General features: G+C 64.7%; 14 protein-coding genes and 1 tRNA gene. 5 read left to right on the forward strand and 10 right to left on the reverse strand.

Annotated elements, in window-relative coordinates; genetic code table 11:
- Positions 1–47 precede the first annotated feature (47 nt).
- The gene (locus tag AC2TC0_RS01710; protein WP_484715761.1) at positions 48–2,141 is read left to right on the forward strand and encodes a RelA/SpoT family protein; all 2,094 of its coding nucleotides are present in this window, start codon (positions 48–50) and stop codon (positions 2,139–2,141) included.
- On the opposite strand, the gene AC2TC0_RS01715 is transcribed toward AC2TC0_RS01710, so the two are convergent.
- The 5 genes from AC2TC0_RS01715 to gdhA all read right to left on the reverse strand — a co-directional run bounded on the left by AC2TC0_RS01715 (position 2,138) and on the right by gdhA (position 13,308).
- Positions 2,138–6,382 (reverse strand): hypothetical protein, encoded by a 4,245-nt coding sequence (locus AC2TC0_RS01715; protein ID WP_484715762.1) that lies wholly within the window; start codon positions 6,380–6,382, stop codon positions 2,138–2,140. The two genes, AC2TC0_RS01710 and AC2TC0_RS01715, sit on opposite strands and share 4 nt — an antisense overlap.
- Before the next feature lie 2 nt (positions 6,383–6,384).
- Positions 6,385–8,346 (reverse strand): hypothetical protein, encoded by a 1,962-nt coding sequence (locus AC2TC0_RS01720; protein ID WP_484716454.1) that lies wholly within the window; start codon positions 8,344–8,346, stop codon positions 6,385–6,387.
- 167 nt (positions 8,347–8,513) lie between these two features.
- Positions 8,514–10,457 (reverse strand): heme-binding protein, encoded by a 1,944-nt coding sequence (locus tag AC2TC0_RS01725; protein ID WP_484715763.1) that lies wholly within the window; start codon positions 10,455–10,457, stop codon positions 8,514–8,516.
- 28 nt (positions 10,458–10,485) lie between these two features.
- The gene (locus AC2TC0_RS01730) at positions 10,486–11,901 is read right to left on the reverse strand and encodes a multiheme c-type cytochrome (RefSeq protein ID WP_484716455.1); all 1,416 of its coding nucleotides are present in this window, start codon (positions 11,899–11,901) and stop codon (positions 10,486–10,488) included.
- A gap of 51 nt (positions 11,902–11,952) precedes the next feature.
- Complete coding sequence (gene gdhA / locus AC2TC0_RS01735; protein WP_484715764.1) at positions 11,953–13,308, reverse strand: NADP-specific glutamate dehydrogenase; 1,356 nt, start codon at positions 13,306–13,308, stop codon at positions 11,953–11,955.
- Positions 13,309–13,475: 167 nt separating this feature from the next.
- Here gdhA and AC2TC0_RS01740 point away from each other — a divergent pair, with 167 nt between their 5' ends.
- Entirely contained in the window at positions 13,476–14,402 is a 927-nt protein-coding gene (locus tag AC2TC0_RS01740; RefSeq protein WP_484715765.1) for a tetratricopeptide repeat protein, read from the forward strand.
- A gap of 81 nt (positions 14,403–14,483) precedes the next feature.
- Here the strand turns inward: AC2TC0_RS01740 and putA are convergent, their stop codons facing one another.
- Both putA and AC2TC0_RS01750 read right to left on the reverse strand, forming a co-directional pair.
- A complete protein-coding gene (gene putA / locus AC2TC0_RS01745) occupies positions 14,484–17,585 on the reverse strand; it encodes a bifunctional proline dehydrogenase/L-glutamate gamma-semialdehyde dehydrogenase PutA (RefSeq protein ID WP_484715766.1) in 3,102 nt (1,033 codons plus the stop codon).
- A 76-nt stretch (positions 17,586–17,661) separates the two neighbouring features.
- A complete protein-coding gene (locus tag AC2TC0_RS01750; RefSeq protein WP_484715767.1) occupies positions 17,662–18,126 on the reverse strand; it encodes a DUF1203 domain-containing protein in 465 nt (154 codons plus the stop codon).
- 154 nt (positions 18,127–18,280) lie between these two features.
- On the opposite strand from AC2TC0_RS01750, the gene AC2TC0_RS01755 reads away from it, so the two are divergent.
- The 3 genes from AC2TC0_RS01755 (at position 18,281) to AC2TC0_RS01765 (ending at position 20,080) form a co-directional block, all read left to right on the forward strand.
- The gene (locus AC2TC0_RS01755) at positions 18,281–19,237 is read left to right on the forward strand and encodes a hypothetical protein (protein WP_484715768.1); all 957 of its coding nucleotides are present in this window, start codon (positions 18,281–18,283) and stop codon (positions 19,235–19,237) included.
- Positions 19,238–19,275: 38 nt separating this feature from the next.
- Positions 19,276–19,349 (forward strand) — tRNA-Gly (locus AC2TC0_RS01760).
- Positions 19,350–19,435: 86 nt separating this feature from the next.
- Complete coding sequence (locus AC2TC0_RS01765) at positions 19,436–20,080, forward strand: LuxR C-terminal-related transcriptional regulator (protein WP_484715769.1); 645 nt, start codon at positions 19,436–19,438, stop codon at positions 20,078–20,080.
- A gap of 68 nt (positions 20,081–20,148) precedes the next feature.
- On the opposite strand, the gene amaB is transcribed toward AC2TC0_RS01765, so the two are convergent.
- Genes amaB through AC2TC0_RS01780 form a run of 3 tightly spaced genes read right to left on the reverse strand, consistent with a single transcriptional unit; the run spans position 20,149 to position 24,892 of the window.
- Entirely contained in the window at positions 20,149–21,660 is a 1,512-nt protein-coding gene (gene amaB, locus AC2TC0_RS01770) for an L-piperidine-6-carboxylate dehydrogenase (protein ID WP_484715770.1), read from the reverse strand.
- Positions 21,657–22,697 (reverse strand): ACP S-malonyltransferase, encoded by a 1,041-nt coding sequence (locus tag AC2TC0_RS01775; RefSeq protein WP_484715771.1) that lies wholly within the window; start codon positions 22,695–22,697, stop codon positions 21,657–21,659. Before AC2TC0_RS01775 ends, amaB begins: the two co-directional genes overlap by 4 nt.
- Positions 22,694–24,892, reverse strand: coding sequence for a thiamine pyrophosphate-dependent enzyme (locus tag AC2TC0_RS01780; RefSeq protein WP_484715772.1), 2,199 nt, complete (start codon positions 24,890–24,892; stop codon positions 22,694–22,696). Before AC2TC0_RS01780 ends, AC2TC0_RS01775 begins: the two co-directional genes overlap by 4 nt.
- Between the last annotated feature and the right edge of the window lie 2 nt (positions 24,893–24,894).

Genomic DNA, 24,894 nt, shown 5'->3' on the forward strand with positions numbered 1-24,894 from the left:
GCACAAGTTTCGCTTGCAAGGCCGCTTGGCGTCGCCACATTGCCCTTATGCTACGGCAATATGAACTGGTGGAGCGCATTCGCGACTATGATCCCGACGCCGATGAGGCGCTGATCAACCGCGCCTATGTGTTCACCGTGCAGAAGCACGGCAGCCAGCTGCGCGCGTCGGGCGACCCCTATTTCAGCCATCCGGTCGAAGTCGCGGGCATCCTCACCGAGCTGCGGCTCGACACCGAGTCGATCATCACCGCACTGCTCCACGACACACTCGAAGACACGCTGACCACGCCCGAGGAGATCGAACGGCTGTTCGGCGGCAATGTGGCGCGGCTAGTCGACGGTGTGACCAAGCTCAGCAAAATAGAAGCGCAGACCGAAAATGAGCGCGCCGCCGAAAATTTGCGCAAATTCCTGCTCGCCATGTCCGACGACATCCGCGTGCTGCTGGTCAAGCTTGCTGACCGGCTACACAATATGCGCACGCTGCACCATATCAAGGACCCGGCCAAACGGCGGCGCATCGCCAAGGAGACGATGGATATCTACGCCCCGCTCGCCGAGCGGATCGGCATGTATGAATATATGCGCGAGATGCAGCTGCTCGCCTTTCGCGAGCTTGAGCCCGAGGCGTATGAAACCATTACCGGGCGGCTCTCCAAGCTGTCGGCAGGCGGCAAGGACCAGGTCGCGCGCATCCAGCGTGAATTTAGTGAACTGCTCAAAGCCTCGCTGATCGATGCCGATGTGTCGGGGCGCGAAAAGCATCCTTATTCAATCTGGCGCAAAATGCAGGAACGTCATGTCAGTTTCGAGCAGGTCACCGACATCATCGCCTTTCGCATCATCACGCCCAGCGACGATGATTGCTACAAGGCACTGGGGCTGATCCACCGCAAATGGAAAATGGTGCCCGGGCGGTTCAAAGACTATATCTCAACGCCCAAGCGCAACGGCTATCGCTCGCTGCACACCACGATCATGCACCAGCTCAACATGCGCATCGAGATTCAGATTCGCAGCCGCACGATGCACCAGCAGAGCGAATTCGGGCTCGCCGCGCACTGGGCCTATAAGCAAAAGGGCGGGTCGCCTGACGGGCAGGCGGGCTGGATCCGCGACCTTATCGAAATTCTCGACCAGACGCACGATGCCGACGAGCTGCTCGAAAACACGCGCATCGCCATGTATCAGGATCGCATCTTTGCCTTCACGCCCAAAGGCGCGCTGCACCAGCTGCCAAAGGGCGCGACGCCGATTGACTTTGCCTATGCCGTCCATACCAAATTGGGCGACCGCACCGTGGGGGCCAAGGTCAACGGGCGGCTGGTGCCGATGCGCACCCAGCTGAGCAATGGCGACACGGTCGAAATTTTGGTGTCGGACAAGCAAACGCCGCAGCCCGCCTGGCTGGGCTTTACCGTCACGGCGAAAGCGCGCGCGGCGATCCGCCGCCATGCGCGGGGGCAAGAGCGCGCCCAGCTGATTGCGCTCGGCAAACAGCTGTATGACGAGCTGGTCGCGCGGTTACCCGGTAAAGTCGGCGTCAAGGCGCGCGCGGAAGCCGTCAAGCGGTTAAAACTGGAGGACGACAACGCCCTCTACGTCGCGATCGCGCGCCAGCGGCTGCGCGACAATGATGTGCTCGAAGCGCTGGTCCCCGGCGTTACCAGCGACAAAAAGCTTAAGCCCGGCAAGCTGCGCCAGGGAGCGGCGGTGTCGATAGCGGGACTAACCCCTGGGGTCGCCTATAAGCTGGCCGAATGCTGCCATCCGGTGCCCGGAGACCGCATTATCGGGTTAACGCGCGAAAATGTGGGGATCGAGGTGCATACCATCGATTGCCCGATGCTCGCCGAGCGCGGCGATGCCGACTGGATTGACCTCAAATGGCAGGAAGACAGCGAAGGCGGCAGCGCGCGGCTGCAGGTGGTGGTACCCAACGAGCCCGGCACGCTCGCTGAAATGGCCAGCATTTTGGCGGCGCACGATGCCAATATCATGAATCTGCGCATCAGCGCGCGCGATGGCGATTTCCACACCTATGAAGCGATGGTCGAAGTGCAGGATGTCCAGCACCTGATGCGCATCCTGTCCGCGCTGCGCGCCTCCGACACGGTGGTTCAGGCCGAACGGGGCTAGGGTGTATCGCTAACCTTATACAGCAGCGACTGGCCATCCTTTTGGTACAGGAACAGCGCCTCCATCTCTGACCGCGTGAATGGCCGTGATCCCAGCCGCCCGAACACCGCGATCTGGCCGCCGGTTTCATCCACCGCGCGGTCGCGGTCGAGACCTTTGGACAGGGCGAGCGCGGCGCTGGGCGTTTTGGCCCAGGCGATCAGTTCGGGCACGGGGCGCGGCGAGAAGCCATAGAAATTGGGCTGGCTCGACGGGCTGGTGAGCTGGAGGATTTTCACCCCGTTCCGTCCATCGGCGACATAGGCGAACAGCGAGGCGTTGGTGGTGGCGACCATTACATCCTCGGCATCGTTCATTGTCCCGCCAAAGGTGAGCGAGGGCCAGACCTGCGGCGCGGCAGGGCGGGTGACATCGACGATGACGAGACCATCCTGCTTGGCCGCCACATAAAGATAGGTACGCGCGAGATAGAGCTTGCGGGCGTTGGCAAGGCGAATGGTGCCTTCGGGCACCGGCACCGGCTGGCGCAGGTTGGTCACGTCGAACAATTTCACCCCGTCGGCATCGGTGACCCACAGATAGCGGAACTGGATCGCACTGGCGCGCGCGTCGGTCAGCGGGATTTGCGCCTTCACTTGCGGGGCGAGCGGGGTGTTCAGATCAACCACAACCAACCCCGCATCGGTGGTGATATAGGCAACCGTCCCCGCCAATGTGATGTGCCGCGCCCCGGCAAGGACATTGTCGGGATTCCACGTCAGCGCGCGGGTCAGCCGGTTGTTGCGAAATTCGCCGTCAGCCAAGGTATCGATGTCGACCAAGATCAACCCTTCGGCGGCGTCGGTGATCACGGCATAGCGATAAAGCTCGTGCATCGCCTGTTCCTGATTTTCGGGGAAGTTGGCGATGATGTCGCGGTTGCGCTTCACCGAGATCGGCTGCGTCGTGCCAATCGCCATACAGGTGGCGTTGCTGGTTTTCACATGCGTGTCATGCCCCAGCGCGCTGAACGGTGCGCGGACGATGCGTTCGGAAAAGCCCTTGTTGCCGATGCTCGCGATATCATAGACGCGAAAACCCCCGCGTCCTTCGGCCACGAACATATATTCGCCGCGCTGTTGCAGACAGTTCACCCGCCCGCTGGTGCCCTGGACGATATTGGCGAACTCCTCGAGCGCCTGTGTTTCGCCCGAAAATTTCTTGTCGAATGTCTTGCCGCGCACCCAGTTCTTGAGCTCGCGGCCATTCTGGTCGACGTGCAGCCGGTAATAATCGGGATAGGCATAGCGGTGGAGGTAGCTGCCGATCACCGCCTGCGGTTCATCCCATTCGGTGACGCGGGTCGCTTGAAACCCGTCCTCCATACCTGACCACACGTTCAGCCCGACGAAGTTGACGAAGTTGGTGCCGAGCAACAGCAGCTGCGACATAATGGCATTGTTGTCGTCCGCCGCCGACAGGTGGCAGTCGCTGCACTGCTTGGTTTCCTGCAAGCGTACGGTGTGCGGGAAGTGCGGCGCGAAAGCCTGGGACGAATAGCCCGCCGAGGAAATTGGCGGCTGCTGGATATAGATGCGCTCGCGGTTGATGTTGGTCGACGACAGCACCAGCGCCGAGGTGGAGCGCACCGGCGCGATGATATTGCCCTTGGTCGTCTGGTGCCGCCCCAGCTGGAACATTTCGTCGCGCGCGACCTGCGGATTATAGGTCGCGAAGTTGCGCGACTGGTCGCCTTCGAAATGATGCCCCTTGGTTTTCCAGTTGGCCTCGATGGGCAGATGGCATCCGCCGCAGCTTGTCGTCCACGACAAATGGCAGGTGAAACAGGTCAGCTTGTCGTCGCCATGCGCGCGCTCGGCGGCGGGGATGCTCGCGTCCCACGCGAATTCGCCACTGCCGCTGTTCAGGCGGGACATGAGCTTGGCGCGCGCCGCCTTGGCATTGAATTGCGGGGCGCCCTTGGTCACCGTTTGCTTGACCAGGCTGACCTGCCATTCGAGTTTGGGGTCGACAATCGAGCGTTGGATCAGGCCCACCGCGTTGCCGTCATCATCATACTGCCACTCAAAACGCCGCCGCCCGTCGGGGTTACGCAACAGCGCCAAATTGGTCCCCTGTGGCCGCGCTGCAACGTTGGAGGTGAGCAAGTTCGGCAGCGCGTCGGCGGTACCGTGGCAATCTTTGCAACCAATTTCGACGGCGTTCGCGACCTCGCCCTGAATATAACCATTGCCATGGCTGTCCTGCGCGAAATGGCAATCGGCGCACTGCATCCCCTTTTCGGCGTGGATGTCCATCATGTGCACGGTCTTGCCGGGATTGAGGCCTGCGGGGACGAATTTGCCCTCGACCCCCGGCTTGCCCGGATCGGCGTTGTCTTCGCACAATTTTACCTGCTCCGGCGTCGGCAGCAGCGCGCAGCGTTTGCGCCAGCGTTCGGGGTCATCGGGGCGAATGATGTTGGCGGTGTCGGTGCCATAGGTCGCCATATTGCCGTCGGCGTTCAGCAAATTGCCGTTGCGGTCGCGTTTGAAGATGCCGCGGAAATTCCAACCATGACCATGATAATCGGCGAACTGCGTGTCCTTGTTGGTCGGGTTGACGTCATAGACGTCACGCAGGAATTCGACGTCACCCCACAACCCCTTGGGCGCGGCCGCCTCGGGATTGCGCTGCAGGATCGCCAGCGTTTCCTTTGCGGTGGGATAGCGCTGCTCGCGATATTTCTTTGCGAACTCGGCGTCGCTCATCCCGGCAGGTTTGGGCAGCGTGTTTTCGGGCCCCGGCCACAGCTGCGGGGCGTCGGATTCATAGTCCCACATGGTGTAGCCCAAATAGCTGTTCAGGAAGATATTGGGCTGGTGCATGTGGCAATTCATGCACTGCGCAGTCGGGATGGCGCGGGTGAAGGCGTGCTGGACGGGGTGACCCGATTCTTTGCGCTTGCCACTTTTCGGATCGATCAGCGCGCCATGGCCGCTGCCGTCCCACCCGTCGCCGGCCTTGCCGCCATCGCCATGATCACCGCCATGCCCGCCCTTTTCGTCATGCGCATCGCCATGGCCGGGCTTGGCCCCGGGCGCGACCATCTTGTCCCCAATGGTCGGGTCGACCGTCGCGGTCTGGCCGTCGCGGCCATATTGCGCCCAGGTCAGGCTGTGGCGCGGTTCCCGGTCGTTGGCATAAACAACATGGCAGCTCGCGCAGCCCGACGAGCGATAGTCGCCTGGCTGGTCGTTGGTACCCATGAACCACATGAAGGGGTCGTTGAGCCGCGTCTTGTGGATGTTGAGCACAGGGATGGCGACGCGGATGCCGGTGCCGGGGCCGCGGTTCGACTGTTTAAGGTCGGGCCGCCCCGGTTCCTCGAGCCGCTGGATGCTGCCCGTGGGGTTGGGCAGGCCGATTTCGGGGAACTGCGTGATGATGTTGCGCCCGCCGCGCTCGAACACGCGGAACACGTCGCCGGGCGGGATGACGGTCCAGTTGGGCAGCGGATACATTTTGCCAAGCGCGCCGCGCGCGCGTTCCTTGTCGGTCAGAATCTTGTCAAAGGGGAAGGATGGGTCGCACGCCCTAGCATATTCCTCCTTGGTCAGCGTCGTCGTCGGCGACAAGAGACAGGCAGGCTTGCCATCGCGCGTATAGGCCTCGCCCATGATATAGTTTTTCTGTTTGAGGATGCCGTTGTTATAGGCCGCGCCGCCCCACAGCATCGCGCCCGTCGCCATGATCGAGCGTTCGGCGGCCTCGATCACCTCCAGATGGCACGACCCGCACGCCTCGCGCGCGACGCGGTAATCGCTGGGGTTGACGAAGCGGATGAACTCGGGCGCCTCGCGGTTGAGCAGGGTGTAACTGCGCTGCGGGTTGGCCGAAGTGCCGTGCCAGCTGGTGGGATAGGTCGGCTGGACATGGGCTTGGCGTTCGGCGGCCTTGTTGTCGGCATGGTCGTAGCCGAGCGCGGGGTTGCCGCGCACGCTGGCATCGCCGCCGTGGCAATCGGTGCAGCCCAGCCGTACCGCGGGCGTCTTATGCATCGTCGGCTGGTCTGTCTGGACGTGACAGCTGTAACAGCCGTCCGATTTTTCAGCCATTTGCGCCAATGTCTGCTCGCGCGGCGCAGGCGGGGTGAAGCGATAGACGACCTTGACCGGTTTTTCCTTCTCCGCTGCCTGCACCGCCACGGGTGCGGCAATCAGCGCGAGCAGGGCAAGGATGAGGCGGGTCAGCAGGCGCATCGTCAATAACTCAGGATGACATTGGCGAGGATGGAATAATAGGCGTCGGTTTTGGGCTTGGAATCGAACAGATCCTTAAAACCGCGCCTCGGCACGAAGGCCGCCGCCGACAACCGCCCGACGATATTCTGCATCGCCTTGGGCCGCCAGATCGCGGCGACCGACACATCCCAGCCCAGATCCTTGGGGATCGAGCCTTCGGTGCGCAGCGCCTGCAGCACCGCCGTATCTTCGAACCACAGATGATTGAGGTTGAAGCTGACCCGCGTCTGCGGCGAGAAATCAAGGTCCGCGCCCGCGCCGACGAACATCGTGCCCGGGTTGTTGAAATTGGACTGGCCCTGCTCTTTAGACGAGCGCAGGCTGTTCAATATGCCGTTGCGGCCATTGACGCCAATGACGCGCCCGCCGCCGGCGAAGGGAATGGTCTGGCGGATCCAGTAGCTGGTGTCGGCCCCGCCAAAGATGGGGTTTTCGAAAATGGCGTCGAACCCGCCCTCGGTATTGTTATAGGGGTCGCTGTCGCCAGTCGCATAAAGCCCTGACAGGCGGAAACGCAGCCAGTCGGTGTCATAGCTGAGTTCGGCAGCGGCAAAGCCCGCTCGGATTTTGGCGGCGCGGCTGGTGAAGAAGCTGTTCCGGTCCTCGCCCAGCACGCCATAAAGGCTGGCGGTCACATTGATCCGGCCGATGCGGCCGTCGGCATTATAACCGATATAATAGGCATCATAGCTGCGCCCGCGCAGATCGCCGAGCAGCGCGGGGCGCACTGGAAAGCCGTTGGTGTCAATCTCGACGTCGCCGGCTTCGCGGTTGAAGTTGGCGACGGCGGTGATTTGGCTGGTCAGCCCGACGAAGGGGAAATCCTGCCGATAGACATTGGCGATAAAGACATAATCCTCACGCGGCGTCTGCACCACCGAGTTGAGTCCCGAATTAGTGTCCTTTTCCAGCCGCCAGAAGGCCGCAAGATTATATTGGAAACGGTTGTTGTCGCGGTTGCCGAACAGGCGCACGCCCAATTGGCTGTCGTTGAACAAAAAGCCGCGAAAATCCGACTGGAATGGCTGGATGCCCAGCCGGATCGAGTGGAAGTCATAACGATCGCTGTCATCGCGCAAATGCTTGTCGATAAACAGCTCTTGCACCCCCAAGAAATGGTCAAGGCGGTCGGATTTCTTTGATGGTTCGACAAACAGCACGCGCCGTTCGGGCACATCGACATAGTTGATGTTATAGGCGAGCGTCAGGCGATATTCGACATCGGGCGGCTTGAACGCGGTCATACCTTTGATGAGCGCGATGCCGCCGATAAAGGTTTGCGACAGCACCAGGCTGGGGTTGCGCCCGAACACATCCAGGCTGCCGGGCCGCTCGGTCGTCTGCACGCCAACGGGAATGGGAAAGGTGCGCGGCTCCACCACCGTGTCGGACACACCGCTCAGCACGAAAAACCAGTCGGGGCTTTCAAGGCCGAGGAACTTGGGCGTCGCGCATTTGGGGATGCTGGCGGCCTTCCGCCGCGCCTGTTCCTCGTCGGTGGGAATGCAGATGGGGCGGTCGCCCTTCAACAGATTCTGGTTATAGGGGTCGAACCAGCGTTCCTTGACCACCCCCAGCGATTCAATCAGCCGCCAGCGGTCGGGAACCGGCAGCTGGTTTTCCATCAGCGGAAAGGCCGAGGGCGGCGGCGGGCGCAGCGCGCCAGGGTTATCCTGCGTCACTTGGGGCGGCAGATCGGGGCGATAGCCGGGGCGGCGGCGGCCTTCGATAATCTGGGTCACCAGATCGCCCGACAATTGGTCCTGCCAGTTGATCGGCGGCGGCGGCGGGGTGAGCTCTTCTGTTTCCGTCTGTGCCACTTTCTCCGCATCGTCGGGCGCGATGTGCGCAGGAGCGGCGTCGCCGGGTTCGGCTTGCTGCGCGGCACCGGCCGTCAGGAAAGCTTCGGCCAAGCGCGGCATTTCCAACTGGACGGGGGGCAGTTCGGCGCGACGCTGCGGCAAGGCGGCGTGCGTGCGGTCCGGCTTTGCCAGAAAATCTTCCATCGCCTGCACATCTTCGGCGAGCGGAAAGACGCTGGCCCCGTTGAGCAGCGAAGCCGTCAGCGGCACGATGGCAACCACGACGCTCACAGCCCGTCACAGACATTCTGCGCCGCGGTATCGAGGAAGGGCGCAAAGGGGCAGCTGACATAGCGCAGCCGGACGGTGCGATTATCAGCCAGCGTCACGACAATGCGGTCGGCGCGAATCGCGAGCGGGGCGTTGCCGATGCCGCCCACCCGCGCGCCGGCATTGTGGAGCCCCAGAAAGCTGATCATGTCATCCTGATCGATGCCGTCGCCCGACACGCCAATCGCGCCGACCAGCCGGCTGCCGCGATAGACGGGGACCGATCCGGGGAAAATCTGGATGCCGTTGTGCAGCCGGTTCTGCGCGGGTGCGACATCGGGCAGCGTGGTGCAGCGCTGCGGCGTATCGGGGCCCAGCCCCAGCACAAAGCCCAGATGCTGGCCGATATTGCTGATCACCAGCGCCGATTGCAGGCCGGTCGAGAAGGGATTGAACTGCGCGATGGGGCGCGACAGCGGACCATTGGGGCGGCCCACTTCACCATCGGGGAAATAGGGCCGCGCGATATTGCCGACCGAGCGATTGCCATAGGCGAAGGTGCCGGTTAGCGCCGACTGGTCATTCAGGAAGGCGCGCGTTGCGGGCACCATCGCGGCGACATCGGCGCTGCCGCTCGCGGCCAGTTCGGCCCCGGCATTGGGGTGCGCAAAGAAATTCGCGGTGCGGGCCTTTTGCAGGCTCACATCGATCCCGAAAATCGGCGCATCGGGTGACCGCACCTGCCCCAGCACCGCGCCGTGCGTGTCGACCAGGCTGATGGTCACCTGCGCGCGGCTGTCGAGCGGGCGGCGGATTTGCGCGCGCGCGCGGCTCATTACGGTGAAGGCTTCTTCCAGGATGGCGCGCGATTCGGCGAGCGTCAGCGGCGTCGGATTGCTCGCGGCGTCGGTCCCGGCGCGCAGCGGAAAGCGCGCCGCGCCACTGCCGTTGGTGAGCAGGAAGGCGTCGCGGTTCGAAAATTCGGCCGCGGTGGAGGCCCGGATGCCCGAGGCTTCGCTGCCATAGGCAGTGCCAGCAATGGTTGTCGCCGCAGCATAGCCGGTCACCGCAACCAGCGTTCCGGCGGGTCCGTTCAGCGTCGCAAAGGCAGGCGCGCTGGTGGTGCTGAGCCCAGCCACGGTGGCGTCGGAAAAGCGCAAGCTGGTACCATCGACGGTAATCCGGTCAGCGCGGATATCCGTGGGTGCGTCGAAGCCGCGTGTACCGGCGAGCGCGATAAATTCTTCCGCGTCATTGTCGACGTCAAGGATATTGGGGTCCGAGCCATAGACGCCATCCGCCATCACGCCGACGCCGCCGACGAGTACGCCATTTTTATAGAGCGGCAACCCGCCGGGGTCCGCCGCCAGCCCCAGCGGCGAACGCTTGGGGCCTGTCAGCGCCGCTGCGCCCGCAGCGCCAAAACGCTGGTTCAGGTCCGAACAGGGCAGCTGGCTGAACTGCACCCCAAACAGCGGCCCACTTTCAAGGCCAACGGTCGTCGGCGCGGGCGGGAAATGCTCCTGGACAATCTGGCTCGCCGTGCGCGTGGAAAAGGCGTTGCCGCCGCTCGACAGATAGGCCCCGGTAATCGCCTTGGCGATGGCTCCCGCCTCGGCCGGGAAGGTGACATTCTGCGCGTCAATGTTCGCGCCATTGGCCGCTGGCGATGTGGTGGCGTTGGCGCGCGCGCCGGTCATTCGGAACACGGCGAGCACATTGCCGACGCGGTCGGTGACGGCGATGACGGCTGGCATGCTGCGCGCCTGCGCCTCGGCAATGCTCTGCGCCAGCACCCGCTCGACATCGGCAACGCTCAGCGATTCGGCCGCGGGAACCGAAAAGAGATTGCCTGCGGGCGGCGGGGTGGGCGTCGGCGTGGGCACCACCGGCGGCGCGCTGCCGCCACCGCCGCCGCACGACGCCAGCAACAGCGCCGCAATCGCGGCACTGCTGGTCAAAGGTCGCCGCTGCTGCACTACCCCAGCCTCAGCGCAGCGCACGGATGGCGCGCACCGCGCTGCCGAGCGAGGCTTGAAAATCGGCGGGGCGATAGGTGTTGGGATCTTTGACCGCCCCATAGGCGCGGTCGATGTCGCTCCGGATGCCCGCCGCCGCGCCGATGGTGACGCGGCCCGAGGCGACCATGGCATTGAGCAGCGTGTCGATCCCCATCACTGCCTGCACCGATCCGGAATAATCGGTAAAACGCGGCGCAATTGCGCTGCCCGCGATGGCATCGACCAGCCGGAAGCCGTCCTCGGTCGAAAAATTGCGCGCGGCGAAGGCGTTTTCCAGCTTCGCGCTGGTTTCGGCGAGCGCGGCGGCGGCCTTGACGGCACTGGCACGCCCCTCGGCCATCGCCGCATGGAATGCCTTGCCGCGCGTATCAAGCTCGGCAGCAAGGCGCGGGTCGGCCAGCCGCGCGGCCGCCGCCAGCATGATCATATTTTCATCGTTGAACGGCGGCATCCCTTCGGGCAGCCCGGTGCGGCCTGGATTGTCCACGCCGGTGCGCACCGCTTTTGCCTGATCGAAAATGCGGCGATGGCAGCTGTGGCAATCATAGAAGTAGAATTCAGGAAACACCCCTTCGGTCCCGCGGCGCGACTGGAACAGCGCAAGGCTGCGCGACAGCGCCGCCGCTTGGCCCACCGCCCACATCTGCATATGATCGGGCGCGCCCTTGCGCACCGTGTAGTCGCGGTCTTCGGCATGATGTTGCTGAAGCGTCGAGAAGAGGTCTATTTCAAAGGCGATGCGCGGATGCCCCGCCGCCATGATGCGGTGGGTGACGAACTGGCCATCGCCCGCCGCGCCATAGTGGCAATCGAGGCAGACGCGCGCGCGCACTTTGGGGTCTTCCAGTTTGACCAGGCCTGCACCCAAATTGGCCAAATGTTTGGCGCGCATCTCAGCGTCAGGGTCGGCGCTGGTGCCCACCCCGGCATAATGGCTCGCCAGCCAGCCCCCCGACGGGCCGTGGCACGATTCGCAGCCAACCCCGTCGCTGCGATAGGCGCGGCCGCCGACCGCGTCGCTGCTGTGGCAGCCCAGGCACATCGGCGCGCTGCTCGCGTCGCCAATCCCCAGATTGCGCGCGATGAATTGGCTGCGGCCGTTCGACAACACGGCAAAGGCACGGCTGTGCGCGCCGCCGGGGGTTGATGGTTCCTGCCAGCGCATCAGCTCGTCCTGGCGCACCACGGTGCCATCGCCCTCCATCCGGCCATGGCAGGTCGATCCGGCGCACGAGGCGACCCCGGTAAAGCGAGGCCCCCCATCGGCCTGCGCCTGCGTCGCGGGTGCGCGGATGATGCCAAACGCCAGCAGGGCGCAGGCGAGCAACATGGCAACGAGCCCGAAGCGTCCGCTCCGCCCCGTGATCCAGCTGCGCAGTTCCATCCCCTGCATGGCCGTCACCCCCCCTTTGACCCCCCGGTCTAATCCCCGCCCCTATACCACGCCAAAGGCCAGCATGGCATCGGCAACTTTCTTGAATCCGGCGATATTTGCGCCCTTCACATAGTCGATATAGCCGCCGCCCTGATCACCATAGGCCAGACAACGTTCGTGGATGCCGTCCATGATATCCTTCAGCATCTGTTGCAACTCGGCTTCTTTCCAGCTGCGCCGTTCGCTGTTCTGGCTCATTTCGAGGCCCGACACCGCGACGCCGCCGGCATTGGCGGCCTTGCCCGGCGCGAACATGATTTTCGCATCCTTGAACACATGCACGCCGTCCAGATTGGTGGGCATGTTCGCGCCTTCGCTGACCGCGATACAGCCATTGGCGACCAGCATTTTCGCATCTTCGCCGAGCAATTCATTCTGCGTCGCGCAGGGCAACGCAACGTCGCACGGCACGCCCCACGGTGTTTTGCCCGCATGGAAGCTCGCCGACGGAAACTCGGCACAATAATCCTCGATGCGCCCGCGCCGGTGCGTCTTGTGTGCCTTCACCCAGTCGATCTTCTCCTGCGTGATGCCGTCGGGATCGTGGATAAAGCCGCCCGAATCGGACAGGGTCAGCACCTTGCCGCCCAGCTGGACGATTTTTTCCGCCGCATGCGTTGCGACATTGCCCGATCCCGAGATGACGGCGGTCTTGCCGGTCAGATCCTGTCCCTTGGCGCTGAGCATATTGGCGAGGAAATAGACCGCGCCATAACCGGTTGCCTCGGTGCGGATCAGGCTGCCACCCCATTCGAGGCCTTTACCGGTCAGCACACCGGTAAATTCGTTGGTGATGCGTTTATACTGGCCGAACATAAAGCCGATCTCGCGCCCGCCGACGCCAATGTCGCCGGCCGGCACGTCAACGTCCGCGCCGATGTGGCGATACAGCTCGGTCATGAACGATTGGCAGAAGCGCATGATCTCGCGCACGCTTTTGCCCTTGGGGTTGAAGTTCGACCCGCCCTTGCCGCCGCCCATTGGCAGGCCGGTCAGTGCATTTTTGAACGTCTGTTCAAAGGCGAGGAACTTGAGGACCGATTCGTTGACCGACGGATGGAAACGGATCCCGCCCTTATAGGGGCCGATGGCATTATTGTTCTGCACCCGCCAGCCGCGCTGGACGCGGATATTGCCATTGTCATCCTCCCAGCAGACGCGGAAAGACACGACCCGGTCGGGTTCGGCGATGCGGCGCAGGATTTGCTGGGCGTGATATTCTTCCTTGTCGGCCATGAAGTCGAAAATGTCCTCGGCGACTTCCTGCACCGCCTGGATAAATTCGGTTTGGCCCGGATTGCGCTTCTTCACGCCCTCCATGAAGGTTGGAAAATCGACATGATCCGAAACTGCCATTGCACCCCTCCCCGCGTCATAGCTGGTAAGTCCGTGCGACCCTTGAGATCGTGTTTTTTCTTGACCGACCTTCGGGCAGGAACGCTACACAATTGCAATTCAAAGGCAAGTGCGCGGGAGCACAGCGGCGCAAGAATGTGGCTGCTGTCCAGTAGGATCGATGGTTAATGGCAGAAAGTGGCGGAATTTCGCGGATAAATCTGGCAACGCTGGCAATTGCTGCTGCCGCGCTGGCCGGGGCCATCGCCTATAGCCAGTGGGACAAGGGCGGCGACACGTCGAATCCTGCACCAACGGGCGCCGCCGCGAATCCGGCCGACTCGCTCGCCGCGCTCGAGGCTGCCGCGCGCGCCAACCCGCAAAGCGTCGATGCCTGGCAGACGCTGGGCGCGGCGCTGTTCGATACAGGGCGCTTTGCCGATGCGGCGCAGGCGTTTGAAAAGGCCGTCGCGATAGCTCCGCAAACCGCAGTGCTGTGGTCGGCACTCGGCGAAGCCAGGGTGATGGCGAGCGAGCGCGACCCGATGCCGCCGCCAGCGCTGGAGGCTTTCCGCAAGGCCGCCGCGATCGATCCCAAGGACCCGCGCACGCGCTATTTCCTTGCTGTCAAACGCGACATTGACGGCGACCACCAGGGCGCGATCAACGACTGGCTGGCGCTGCTCGCCGACACGCCTGCAGGCGCGCCATGGGAAGCCGACCTTCGGCGCACCATCGAACAGGTCGGGCAAATCCACAAAATCGAAGTCGCAAGCCGTCTCGCCGCCACCAAGCCGCGCGCGCTGACGGCAGAAGTGCTGCCCGTCGCCGCGCGCGCCATTCCCGGCCCCAGCCGCGCCGACATGGAGGCCGCGAGCCAGCTGCCCAAGGGTCAGCAGGACGCGATGATCAATTCGATGGTCGAGGGGCTGGAGGCCAAACTCAAAACCAACCCCACCAATGTCGACGGCTGGATCATGCTGATGCGCAGCCGCATGACATTGGGCGAGACCGCCAAGGCCAGCGCGGCGCTGAAAAACGCCATCGCCGCAAACCCCGCCGCCGAACGCCGTCTGCGCGCACAGGCCGAGCTGTTGGGTGTGCCGGGGGTTTGAAGTCGCGTGCCCAAAATCCTCAGAGTCGTCATCCCGGATCAAGCCCGGGATGACGATGCGGGTGGGGCGTTCGGAACCCTACTAACCCGCCATCAACGCCGCGTTGCCCCCCGCTGCCGTCACATCGGTCGAAATCACCTTTTCCTCGGCAAAGCGGAACAGATAGTGCGGACCGCCCGCTTTGGGTCCCGTCCCCGACAGCCCGCGCCCGCCGAACGGCTGTGAGCCGACGATCGCGCCAATCTGGTTGCGGTTGACGTAAACATTGCCGACCTGCGCGCGCGCGGCGATGTGCGCGGCGACGCTGTCGATGCGCGTATGCACGCCCAAAGTCAGGCCATAGCCCGAGGCGTTGATGGCATCGATCAGCTGGTCGAGTTCCCCCGCTTTCCAGGTGGCGACATGCAGCACGGGTCCGAAAATCTCGCGGCTAAGGTCAGTCACCTTGTCCAGGCGCACCATCACCGGCGGGACGAAATGGCCACCGCCGGGCAATAGCAGCCGGTCGGCCTCGGCGAGCACCCGCCCCTCGGCGCGCGCCGCCGCGACATAGGCGGCAATATTCGCCTGCGCCTCGGCATCGATGATCGGGCCGACGTCGGTCGCGGGGTCAGCGGGGTCGCCGACATTCAGCTCGGCCATCGCGCCCGCGATCATTTCGATCATCGTGCCGGCGACATCTTCTTGCACGCACAGCAGGCGCAGCGCCGAACAGCGTTGCCCCGCCGACTGGAAGGCCGATGCGACGGCATCGCGCGCCACCTGTTCGGGCAGCGCCGACGAATCGACGATCATGGCGTTGGCCCCGCCGGTTTCGGCAATCAGCGTTGCAATCGGCCCATCACGCGCGGCCAATGTGCGGTTGATCGCACGCGCCACCTCGGTCGATCCGGTGAAGGCCACGCCGGCAATCCCAGGATGGCTCGTCAGCACCGCGCCGACCGTCTCGCCGCGCCCGGGCAGCAGGTGCAGCACGTCGGTGGGAATGCCCGCCGCATGGAGCAGCTCCACCGCCACCGCCGCGATCAGCGGTGTCTGTTCGGCGGGCTTGGCGAGCACCGCATTGCCCGCCGCCAGCGCCGCCGCGACCTGTCCGGTGAAGATCGCCAGCGGGAAGTTCCACGGGCTGATACAGACGAACACCCCGCGTCCTTCGAGCAGCAATTCGTTGCGTTCCCCCGTTGGGCCGGGCAGCATCACCGGACGTTCAAAATGCGCGCGCGCTTCGGCCGCATAATAGCGCAGGAAATCGACCGCTTCGCGCAGTTCGGCGACGGCATCGGCCAGCGTCTTGCCTGCCTCGTCTGTCGCCAGCGACAGCAGCCGTGGCTCGGCCTCCTCGAACAAATCGGCGGCGCGTTCCAGCCGTGCCGCGCGAAAGGCCCCGCCCGCAAGGCTCCAATCATCTTGCGCCGCGCGCGCAGCAGCAAAGGCCTGATCGATGGTAGCAGCCTCCGCCTCGACGACATGGCCGACCACCGCGCCCGTCGCCGGGTTGCGCACGGCCATACGCGGGCCGTCGCGCCGGTCGCCGTCGACCATGGGCAGCGCGAGCGCCCCCTCGTCCCGCGCCGCCGCCATGCACGCCAGCAGCGCTTCGGGCACGCCGGGTTGTCCCAGATCATGCCCGCGCGAATTGCGCCGCACGGGATCGAACAGCGCCGCGCCGGTCACCTGCGCCGGGATTGGCCCTGATGCCAGCTCGCGCGGGTCGACCGCCAATTCCTCGGCGGTGACATCGGGGTCGGAGAATTGGTGCACAAAACTCGAGTTTGCGCCATTTTCCAGCAAGCGCCGCACCAGATAGGCGAGCAGGTCGCGGTGGGTGCCCACCGGCGCATACACCCGCACCGGGCGGGGCGGCGGGTCCAGCGCCACCAGCGCGTCGTGCGCGCCCTCGCCCATACCGTGCAACCGCTGCAGCTCATAATCCGCGCCAGCAAAGGCGCGCGCGACATAAGCGAGCGTCATCGCATTGTGGCTGGCAAAGGCAGGATAGATCGCATCCTGCATCCCCCGCAGCCGCAGCGCACAGGCGAGGTAATTGAGGTCGGTATGCTCTTTTGCCGTGAACACCGGAAAATCCGCAAGGCCCATCAGCTGCGCGCGCTTGATCTCGGTATCCCAATAGGCCCCCTTGACCAGCCGCAGCGCCAATTTCGCCCCGCGCGCGCGGGCGAGCGCCGCGACCCAGTCGATCACCGCGGGCGCGCGCTTCTGATAGGCCTGCACGACAATCCCGAGGCCCGGCCAGCCGTCGGCTACGCCCGCTTCGACCAGCCCGGCAAAGATATCGAGATGCGGCTCCAACCGGTCGCTTTCCTCGGCATCGATCATCAGGGGAATGTTGACGGCGCGGGCCGCGCGCGCGAGTTCGATCACGCGCGGCAGCAACTCGGCCCGCACGCGCGCACCTTGCAGATATTCGTAGCGCGGGTGCAGCGCGCTGAGCTTGATCGAGATACCATGGTTGGCGTGCGGATCGCCCGGCCTCGCATCGCGCCCGATGCGCGCAATCGCGTCGGCATAGCTTTGCCAGTAGCGCGCGGCATCGCCCGCAGTACGCGCCGCCTCGCCCAGCATGTCAAAGCTCGCCAGTTCGCGGCTCTCCTTGTCGGCGCGCCGGACCGCAGCGTCGATGGACTCGCCCATCACAAATTGCTGACCGAGCAGCTTCATCGCCGCGAGCGCGGCCTGGCGGATCACCGGCTCGCCCGAACGGCGGATCATCCGCTTCAAAATGGTGAAAGGGTTGGCCTGACTGCCGATCTGGTCGAGCAGCAGCGTCGCCGACCCCAGCGATAGCCCGCGCGCCGACAATTCGACGATCAGCGGGCTGGCATCGGCATCCTCGCCGCCGGTCCAGTGGCGCCCGGCAATTTTGTCGCGAATCAGCGCATTGGCGGTCGCCGAATCGGGGATGCGCAGCAACGCCTCGGCGAGGCACATCAGCACGACGCCTTCCTCGGTTGACAGGCGATAGCGGTTCATCAGTTGCGCGACGAGCGTCTCGCGCTCACCCTCATCCTTGGCGCGGCGGATGAGCGCGAGGCCATGCGCTTTGACGCTAGCTACATCGGGCCCGCCAACGGCCAGCGCCGCACGCAGTTTCGCCACACAGTCGGCCTCGCCGGTGTCCGCCAGCGCGCGAATGGCAGTGCGATCAAGGGGGGGAGGGGTCATGGCGTGCTCCGGCGATAAGGGATTACCCCCGCCTTTAGCCGACGTGGTTCGCCGCCGCCACTGCGTGCCGTTGACCTTATCCGCGCCGCACTGCCGCAGCAAAGCAGCCGCGCTTGGCAAAATGCACATGAAGATAGGCTGTTTCGGGAATGGCGAGCAGCCGTTCGATCAGCGCCTCAGCGTCTGCACCTTCACCCAGTTCGGCATCAATGATCATATCGCTGCGGTCAAAGGCGCGGATCGAAAGCGTGCGCGTCTGCATGATCGGCGGGATCGCGTCCCGATAGACCGCCTTGGTCCGCGATCCTGCCGCAATATAAATTGCGTGTGCGGCGCGATAGGGCGAAGCGGCCGGCTGGTGCACATGATTGATGAGCAACAGCCGGTCGCCGGGCATCGCCTCGGCCAAACTAATGCGGCACGGATAGCCCGCATCCGCGGCCGTCACAGCAACGATGTTGCGCTGCGCGAGCGCGGCATCGTCACACGCGAACAACGCTGCGAACGGGGCCGGGTCAAGTCCTTCAATTACATAGGTCATGGCAATCTCCTGCCCTTCTGCTGTGCCATTGCGGCGCGCCCATGCCGTTCCGTTTCTTGCGGACAAAAGAAAAAGCTTTGGCCGCAAGAAACGGAACGGAGCCAGGGCACCGCGCGTGCGAATTGCGCCTGCTGACCAACCGAAGGGGGCCATCATGTCACAAGCGCGTGCCGGAATCCTGTTGCTGCTGGCATTCGTGGGTGCACAGGCGTTTCGTGACGTCCATCTGGGCCATTTGTTCGGCCAACTGGGGCTGTTCGAGGTGGCCTTGCTGGCATTCGGATCAGCGGCGCTGCTCTTTGGGGCTTTGCTGCTGCTGTTTGACCGCGCCCAGCTGCGTTTGCTGGCCATCCACTGGCGGCTGGTGCTGGCAGTCAACGTGACCACCATGGCGGCCTGGACCAGCTATTTCGGGGCGCTGCGGCTGGTCGAACCGGCAGCGGCCAATCTCGCTTTTTCGGGCGTCGCGCCGATGGCGGTCGCATGGCTGGGTGCGGCAGGTCTGGCCAGCGGGGCGCGGCAGGCGCGAAGCGCAGGGGAGCGCTGGTTGCATCGCGGCCTGCTGGCGACCGTCATTCTGTTAGCCATCATTGTCAGCAGCGGCCTTTCAGGATTCGCGCGCCTTGAATCGCACGCCGGGTTTGCTGGTGTGGCACTCGCTGCTTTTGCCGGGATCGCCATCACGGCCGAGACAATCTTTGCCAAGCAGATGAACCAGCAGGGCATTAGCGCGCTTGCCATCGTCGGCGTGCGTTTCTTGCTGGTCACCGGGCTGGCGGCGGCGATGGTGGCGGCGATGCCGACACCCTATGCAGGCATGTCGGAAGCCGACGTGTCGCAGCAAGCGTTCGTCTTTCTCCTGATACTGATCGGGCCGATTTATCTGGCGCAGGCCGGCCTCGCGCTTACAGCTCCGCTCTTGTCCGGCGTAATATTGTCGGTCGGCCCTGTGGCGACGTTGGCGCTGCAATCTTTGGTTGCGGACATCGACCTGTCGCTCGCGATGTTCGGCGTTACGGTTCTCTATTCTGCTGTGGCTATTGCCGCAGCGCTGCTGGCCGCACGGTCGCCCGGAGAAGATGGTGGCCCGAACCGAAGCGCTCCCAATTGACGCTGCCGCGCCGCTGTGCCAGAGGCCGCCGCCGGAGCGCGGGTGTAGCTCAATGGTAGAGCAGAAGCTTCCCAAGCTTACGACGAGGGTTCGATTCCCTTCACCCGCTCCATTCCCCATCGTCGTATAGTTCTCGCCAAAATGGTGCTGCTTTGGTGACAGTTGCGCTTAGGTATTTGCCGCAGCCGCGTCATAACCATGTTCATGCAGCCCAGCGAAACCATCTTGTTGCTGATGCCCGACGCCGGCCGCCGCGCGGCCTGCTTCGCCGCATTGGCCGACCGCCCCCAACGCATTGTCCGCGCCTTTGGCGAAAGCGATGATGTTACCGAAGTCATTGGCGGGATTGAACAGGCCTGCTTGGTGATCGACAAAGCGGCAATCCGTCAGTCGGGCTTTCGCAGGCTGACCGCTTCGCTAGAGCATCGCCCGGCCATTTTTTCTCTCGCGCTCGTCCCCGGGCTTGATGCCGATGACGCCATGACGCTGCTGGCCTGTCCGCGCTGCGAGATTGTGCGCTGCGATGACGTCACGGCGGCGGCGGACCGCGCTGAGGCGTTGTTGCCGGCCATTGCCGCGGTTGGCGAACGCTGGCGCGCGGAACAGGCGGCGCGGCTGGCGCTGGCGCGGCTCAGCCCGCGCGAAGCCACGGTGCTGGCGGGGCTGGCGGGCGGGCAAACCAGCAAGGATATTGCGCGCGTGCTGGGCGTCAGCCCGCGCACCATCGAAGTCCACCGCGCCAGCATCATGCGCCGCACCGGTTCGGATACGTTGGCCGCGCTGCTGCGGCTCTATTTCCTGGCTGAATTGCCCGTCGCACCGCTGCTGGCGCGCGCGGCCTAGAGCCTGTCCTGCTCCAGCTAGGCTGAAACGCGCGGACCCGTGCCGCTCCTGCCCTTGTGGACCAACCCCTAAAGCGCAAACGTCACCCCCTGCGCCAGCGGCAGGTCGCGGCCGTAATTGATGCTGTTGGTGGCGCGGCGCATATAGGCGCGCCAAGCATCCGAACCGCTTTCGCGGCCCCCGCCGGTTTCTTTTTCGCCGCCGAACGCACCGCCAATTTCGGCGCCCGAAGTGCCTAGGTTGACGTTGGCGATGCCGCAATCGCTGCCCGCCGCCGACAAGAAGCGCTCGGCCTCGCGCATGTCCGTGGTAAAAATGGCCGACGAAAGCCCCTGCGCGACAGCATTTTGCGCCAAAATGGCGTCATCCAGATTCTGGTAGCGCATGATATACAGGATCGGCGCGAAGGCTTCTTCGCACACCGGCCCGGTCTGCGCTCCCATTTCCACCAGCGCCGGACGGACATAGACGCCGCCACCGCCCACCATCACGCGCTCGCCGCCGTGGATCGTGCCACCCAGCGCACGCGCCGCGGCCAGCGCCCGGTCCATTGCCGCCCCCGCGGGCGCGTCGATCAACGGGCCCACCAGCACGCCTGGTGCGCGCGGATCACCGACCGCGACACTGGCATAGGCGGCGCGCAGCCGCGCGGTGAAGTCAGGGTAAATGGCGTCATGGACGAACAGACGGCGCAGCGTCGTGCAGCGCTGTCCTGCGGTCCCCATGGCGGCAAAGGCGACGCCGCGCAGGGCCAGGTCCAGGTCAGCCGAGGGCGCGATGATGGCGGCATTGTTGCCACCGAGTTCCAGCAAACTGCGACCAAAACGCGCCGCAACACGCGGGCCGACGACGCGGCCCATCGCAGTCGATCCGGTCGCCGACACCAGCGCAACGCGCGGGTCGTCGACCAACGCCGCACCGACATCGCGCCCGCCGATGACGAGCTGCGCCAGCCCATCAGGCGCGTCGTGCCCCGCCGCACGGTAGCGATCGAGCGCGCGGTCCATGATCGCCTGCACCGCGAGCGCCGTCAGCGGGGTCTTCTCTGACGGTTTCCACACCACCGGGTCGCCGCAGACCAGCGCCAGCGCGGCGTTCCAGGCCCAAACCGCGACGGGAAAATTGAACGCGGTGATGATGCCGACGACGCCCAGTGGGTGCCATTGCTCCATCATCCGGTGGTCGGGTCGTTCGGTCGCGATGGTGAGGCCGTGGAGCTGGCGCGACATGCCGACGGCGAAATCGGCGATGTCGATCATCTCCTGCACCTCGCCCTGCCCTTCGCTCACCACCTTGCCGGCCTCGATGGTCACCAGCCGTGCGAGCGCATCTTTGTGCGCGCGCAGTTCCTCACCCAACAGGCGAACGAGTTCGCCGCGCTTGGGGGCGGGGACACTGCGCCATTGCAGGAAAGCGGCGGCGGCGCGCGCCAGCACTGCGTCAATTTCACCGCTGCTGTGCGCCGCGCCAATCACGCTGCCGTCGATGGGCGAATGGGCGAACAGATCGCCGCCGGTGAAGGCGGCGTCGGCCACTCCCAGCTGGCGGAGAAGCGCGGCGGTTTCAGCAGCAATGGTCATGTGACGATTTCCCTCTGGCCTGCACGGCCCATACTGATGAGCAACGGGTCGTCCGCCTGGCGCGCCACAAAATCCGACTTGGACGATAGCCCGCGCCAGCCAATCGCGATCAGCGCCTGGGCAATCGCGCCGCCCAGCGTCTCGCCGGGGCCGAGCAGGATGATGCGGTCAGGCGCATATTCCTTGACGGCAACCTGCACCGCCTTCGTGAAATCATAGGCGGCGAGGATCTGGTGACCGAAGGTGTACTCCCACAGTCCCATCGGCGCGCTGGCGAAGCGGCGCCAGATTTGCCCACGCCCGTCGATCAGCGGGACGGCAGGGCCCGCGAACATGGCGGCGGCGAGCTGCGCCTTCGCGCGCGCCGAACTTTCGTGCATCAATGCCGTATGAAACGGCCCGTGGCCGGCAAGCGGCAGCGGCGCGCGCCCCGGCGTTTCGGGCAGCTCGGCGGCGAGCGCTTTCATCCCCGCTTCATTGCCCGCCAGCACCAGCATCCCGCCGAGGTCAATCGACAGCGCGGCAAAATGGTCGGCGCGCGCCGAGATACGGTCGCACAGCCCGAGCACTGCATCGCGCAGCCCTGGAACTTCGCGCCATTCCTCGTCCACCACCGTCACGACAATCTGCCCGCCCGGCCCGTGCGCCTGGCTGTTCATCCCCATCGCGTCGGCGATGGCAAAACCATCATCCCCGCTGACCACCCCGCCGCATGCCAGCGCCGAATACCAGCCCATCGAATTGCCGGTCACCGCGACAATGTCGAAGCGCGCACGGTCGATGGCGAGGAAATCAAGATAGCTCGCCGCATAGATGAGCGGCGCCGCGACATCGCCGCGCAGGTGTAGGCTGTTCGAAAAGCGTTCCGCGCTGTCGAGTTCGGTCAGTGTTGGTTGCCCGCGCCCCGCGCGCACCGCATCGAAACGCGCGATGATGTTGGCCCGTGAACCATGATGCCGCGCCAGATAGCCCAGCTCGGCCTTGGCATAGGTGCCGCGCCCGGGAGCGATCACCAACGCTGTTTGCTTGGCACTCATGCCAGCAGCGCCTTCGCCGCCGCAACAATATCATCCCGTGATGGCAGCGGGATGGTCGCTGCCTTCCCCAGCGGAATGAAGCAATCATCCGCCGCCAGCCGCGCCACCCGCTTGTCCGGCATCTGCTCCATCACCAGCGCCATCAGCGCCTCGCTCTGCGATCCCGTCACCCGACATTCGTCGACGATCAGCACGCGCGCTGCATCACCCACCGCCGCGACAATCGCGGCCGGGTCGAGCGGCGCCAGCCAGCGCAGGTCGATGACGCGCGCCTTGATTCCATCCTGAGCCAGCAAGGCTTCGGCCTGCCGCGAGAGATAATATCCGTTGCCGTAACTGATGATGGCAAGGTCCTTGCCATCGCCATGCACGCCCAGCTGCCCCAGCCGGATTTCGTCCGCGCCGGGTGCAGCATAGGTGCTGGTCCACAGCCCGTCGCCCTCGGCATGCAAATCGCGCGTCATATAGAGCGCGATGGGTTCGACAAACACCACGACGCGCTGCTCCTCGCGCGCCAGCCGCACGCATTCGCGCAGCATCAGCACCGCATCGCGCCCGTTCGACGGCACCGCCAAAATCACGCCCGGAATGTCGCGGAAGACCGCCAGGCTGTTGTCATTGTGGAAATGCCCGCCGAACCCCTTTTGGTAACCGAGTCCCGCGATGCGGATGACCATCGGGTTGCTATACTGTCCGTCGGAAAAGAAGCTCAGCGTCGCCGCCTCGCCCCTGATCTGGTCCTCGGCATTGTGAACATAGGCGAGGAACTGGATTTCGGGCATCGGCACGAACCCATTGTGCGCCATGCCGATGGCGAGCCCCAGAATCGCCTGCTCGTCGAGCAGCGTGTTAATGACCCGCCCCGAGCCGAAGCGCGCGTGCAGTTTCGCCGTGCAGTTATAGACCCCGCCCTTCGGCCCCACATCCTCACCCATCACCGCGATTTCGGGGTAGGCGAGCATCAGGTCGGCCAGCGCCCACGAGATGAGGCGCGCCATATGCTGCGGCTTGTCCATCTGCGCGGCATCGCTCGCGAACATCGCCGTGCGCGCGTCGGCGGGCGGCTGGTTGGTGGCGGGCACATCGCGCTTCGGCGGAATCAGGCTGGCGCGCACGGCAGCGCGGCTGGTCAGCTTGGGGCGGCGGATCGCATCCTCGGCAGCCCGCGCCAGCGTGCTGCCGATATCTTCATACAGCTCGGCAATCTGCACCGGCGTCATCAGCCCGGCTTCGACCATCAGCGCCGCGCCAAAGGCCAGCGGATCGCGCTCCTCATCGGCCTCGATCACCGCCTTGGGCAAATAGGTGAGCTGCACGTCAGACCCGGCATGGCCATAGAGCCGCACCGTTTCCATATGCAGGAACACCGGCTTCTTCCTGGTCCGCGCGTAGTCCGCCGCTTCGCACGCCCCGCGCCACGCGTCGGCGATGTCGAGGCCCGAAGCGCGGACATAATGCAGCCCGGCGCGGTGACGGAACTGCGCTTCGATCCACCCCTGGGGCGTGCGCGTCGAAATGCCGATGCCATTATCCTCGCAGCAAAAGACCAGCGGCAACGGCGATCCCTGAAACGCGCTCCACCCGGCGGTGTTGAACGCGCCCTGCGCGGTCGAATGATTGGCCGACGCATCGCCAAAGGTTGCAACGACAATGGCGTCGTCGGGCATCGCCGTGCCATCCAGCTTCAACCGCTTGGCGAGCGGAATGGAGAAAGCCGCGCCCACCGCCTTGGGCAAATGGCTGGCAATCGTGCTCGTCTGCGGCGGGATGAACAGGGGTTTGGACCCGATCACCTTGTGCCGCCCGCCCGATATCGGGTCTTCGGCCGACGCCGCGAACGACAGCAGCAGGTCCCAGGTCGGAGTCGTCCCCGGCAATTGCCGCGCGCGCTGCAACTGGAATGCGTTCGACCGGTAGTGCAAAAACGCCATGTCGGTCAGCCGCAGCGCGGCGGCGAGCGCGGCATTGCCCTCATGCCCCGACGACCCGATAGTATAGAACCCTTCGCCGCGTGCTTGCAGGCTGCGCGACAGCCGGTCCATTTGGCGCGTCGTCAGCTGCGTTTCGTATATGTCGGCGAGCGTCGCGGCATCGAGACCGACGCTGGCCGGATCAGGCAAACCGCGCCGGTCGGGCAAACGCCCGTCCTTCAACCGCGCCAGAAATTTCTCATGTACGGCCTGCGCGGCGTCCATTG

The organism is Sphingopyxis sp. sgz302558, from assembly GCF_057220455.1.

Excerpts from the sequence above, each read along its gene's own strand:
- AC2TC0_RS01740 (WP_484715765.1), top strand. The coding sequence starts at position 13,476 with ATGGCAGAAAGTGGCGGAATTTCGCGGATAAATCTGGCAACGCTGGCA.
- AC2TC0_RS01715 (WP_484715762.1), bottom strand. The coding sequence starts at position 6,382 with ATGCGCCTGCTGACCCGCCTCATCCTTGCCCTGCTCGCGCTGATTGCC.
- AC2TC0_RS01765 (WP_484715769.1), top strand. The coding sequence starts at position 19,436 with ATGTTCATGCAGCCCAGCGAAACCATCTTGTTGCTGATGCCCGACGCC.
- AC2TC0_RS01720 (WP_484716454.1), bottom strand. The coding sequence starts at position 8,346 with ATGCCGCGCTTGGCCGAAGCTTTCCTGACGGCCGGTGCCGCGCAGCAA.
- AC2TC0_RS01775 (WP_484715771.1), bottom strand. The coding sequence starts at position 22,697 with ATGAGTGCCAAGCAAACAGCGTTGGTGATCGCTCCCGGGCGCGGCACC.
- AC2TC0_RS01780 (WP_484715772.1), bottom strand. The coding sequence starts at position 24,892 with ATGGACGCCGCGCAGGCCGTACATGAGAAATTTCTGGCGCGGTTGAAG.
- AC2TC0_RS01730 (WP_484716455.1), bottom strand. The coding sequence starts at position 11,901 with ATGGAACTGCGCAGCTGGATCACGGGGCGGAGCGGACGCTTCGGGCTC.
- amaB (WP_484715770.1), bottom strand. The coding sequence starts at position 21,660 with ATGACCATTGCTGCTGAAACCGCCGCGCTTCTCCGCCAGCTGGGAGTG.
- AC2TC0_RS01750 (WP_484715767.1), bottom strand. The coding sequence starts at position 18,126 with ATGACCTATGTAATTGAAGGACTTGACCCGGCCCCGTTCGCAGCGTTG.
- AC2TC0_RS01755 (WP_484715768.1), top strand. The coding sequence starts at position 18,281 with ATGTCACAAGCGCGTGCCGGAATCCTGTTGCTGCTGGCATTCGTGGGT.
- gdhA (WP_484715764.1), bottom strand. The coding sequence starts at position 13,308 with ATGGCAGTTTCGGATCATGTCGATTTTCCAACCTTCATGGAGGGCGTG.
- putA (WP_484715766.1), bottom strand. The coding sequence starts at position 17,585 with ATGACCCCTCCCCCCCTTGATCGCACTGCCATTCGCGCGCTGGCGGAC.
- AC2TC0_RS01710 (WP_484715761.1), top strand. The coding sequence starts at position 48 with ATGCTACGGCAATATGAACTGGTGGAGCGCATTCGCGACTATGATCCC.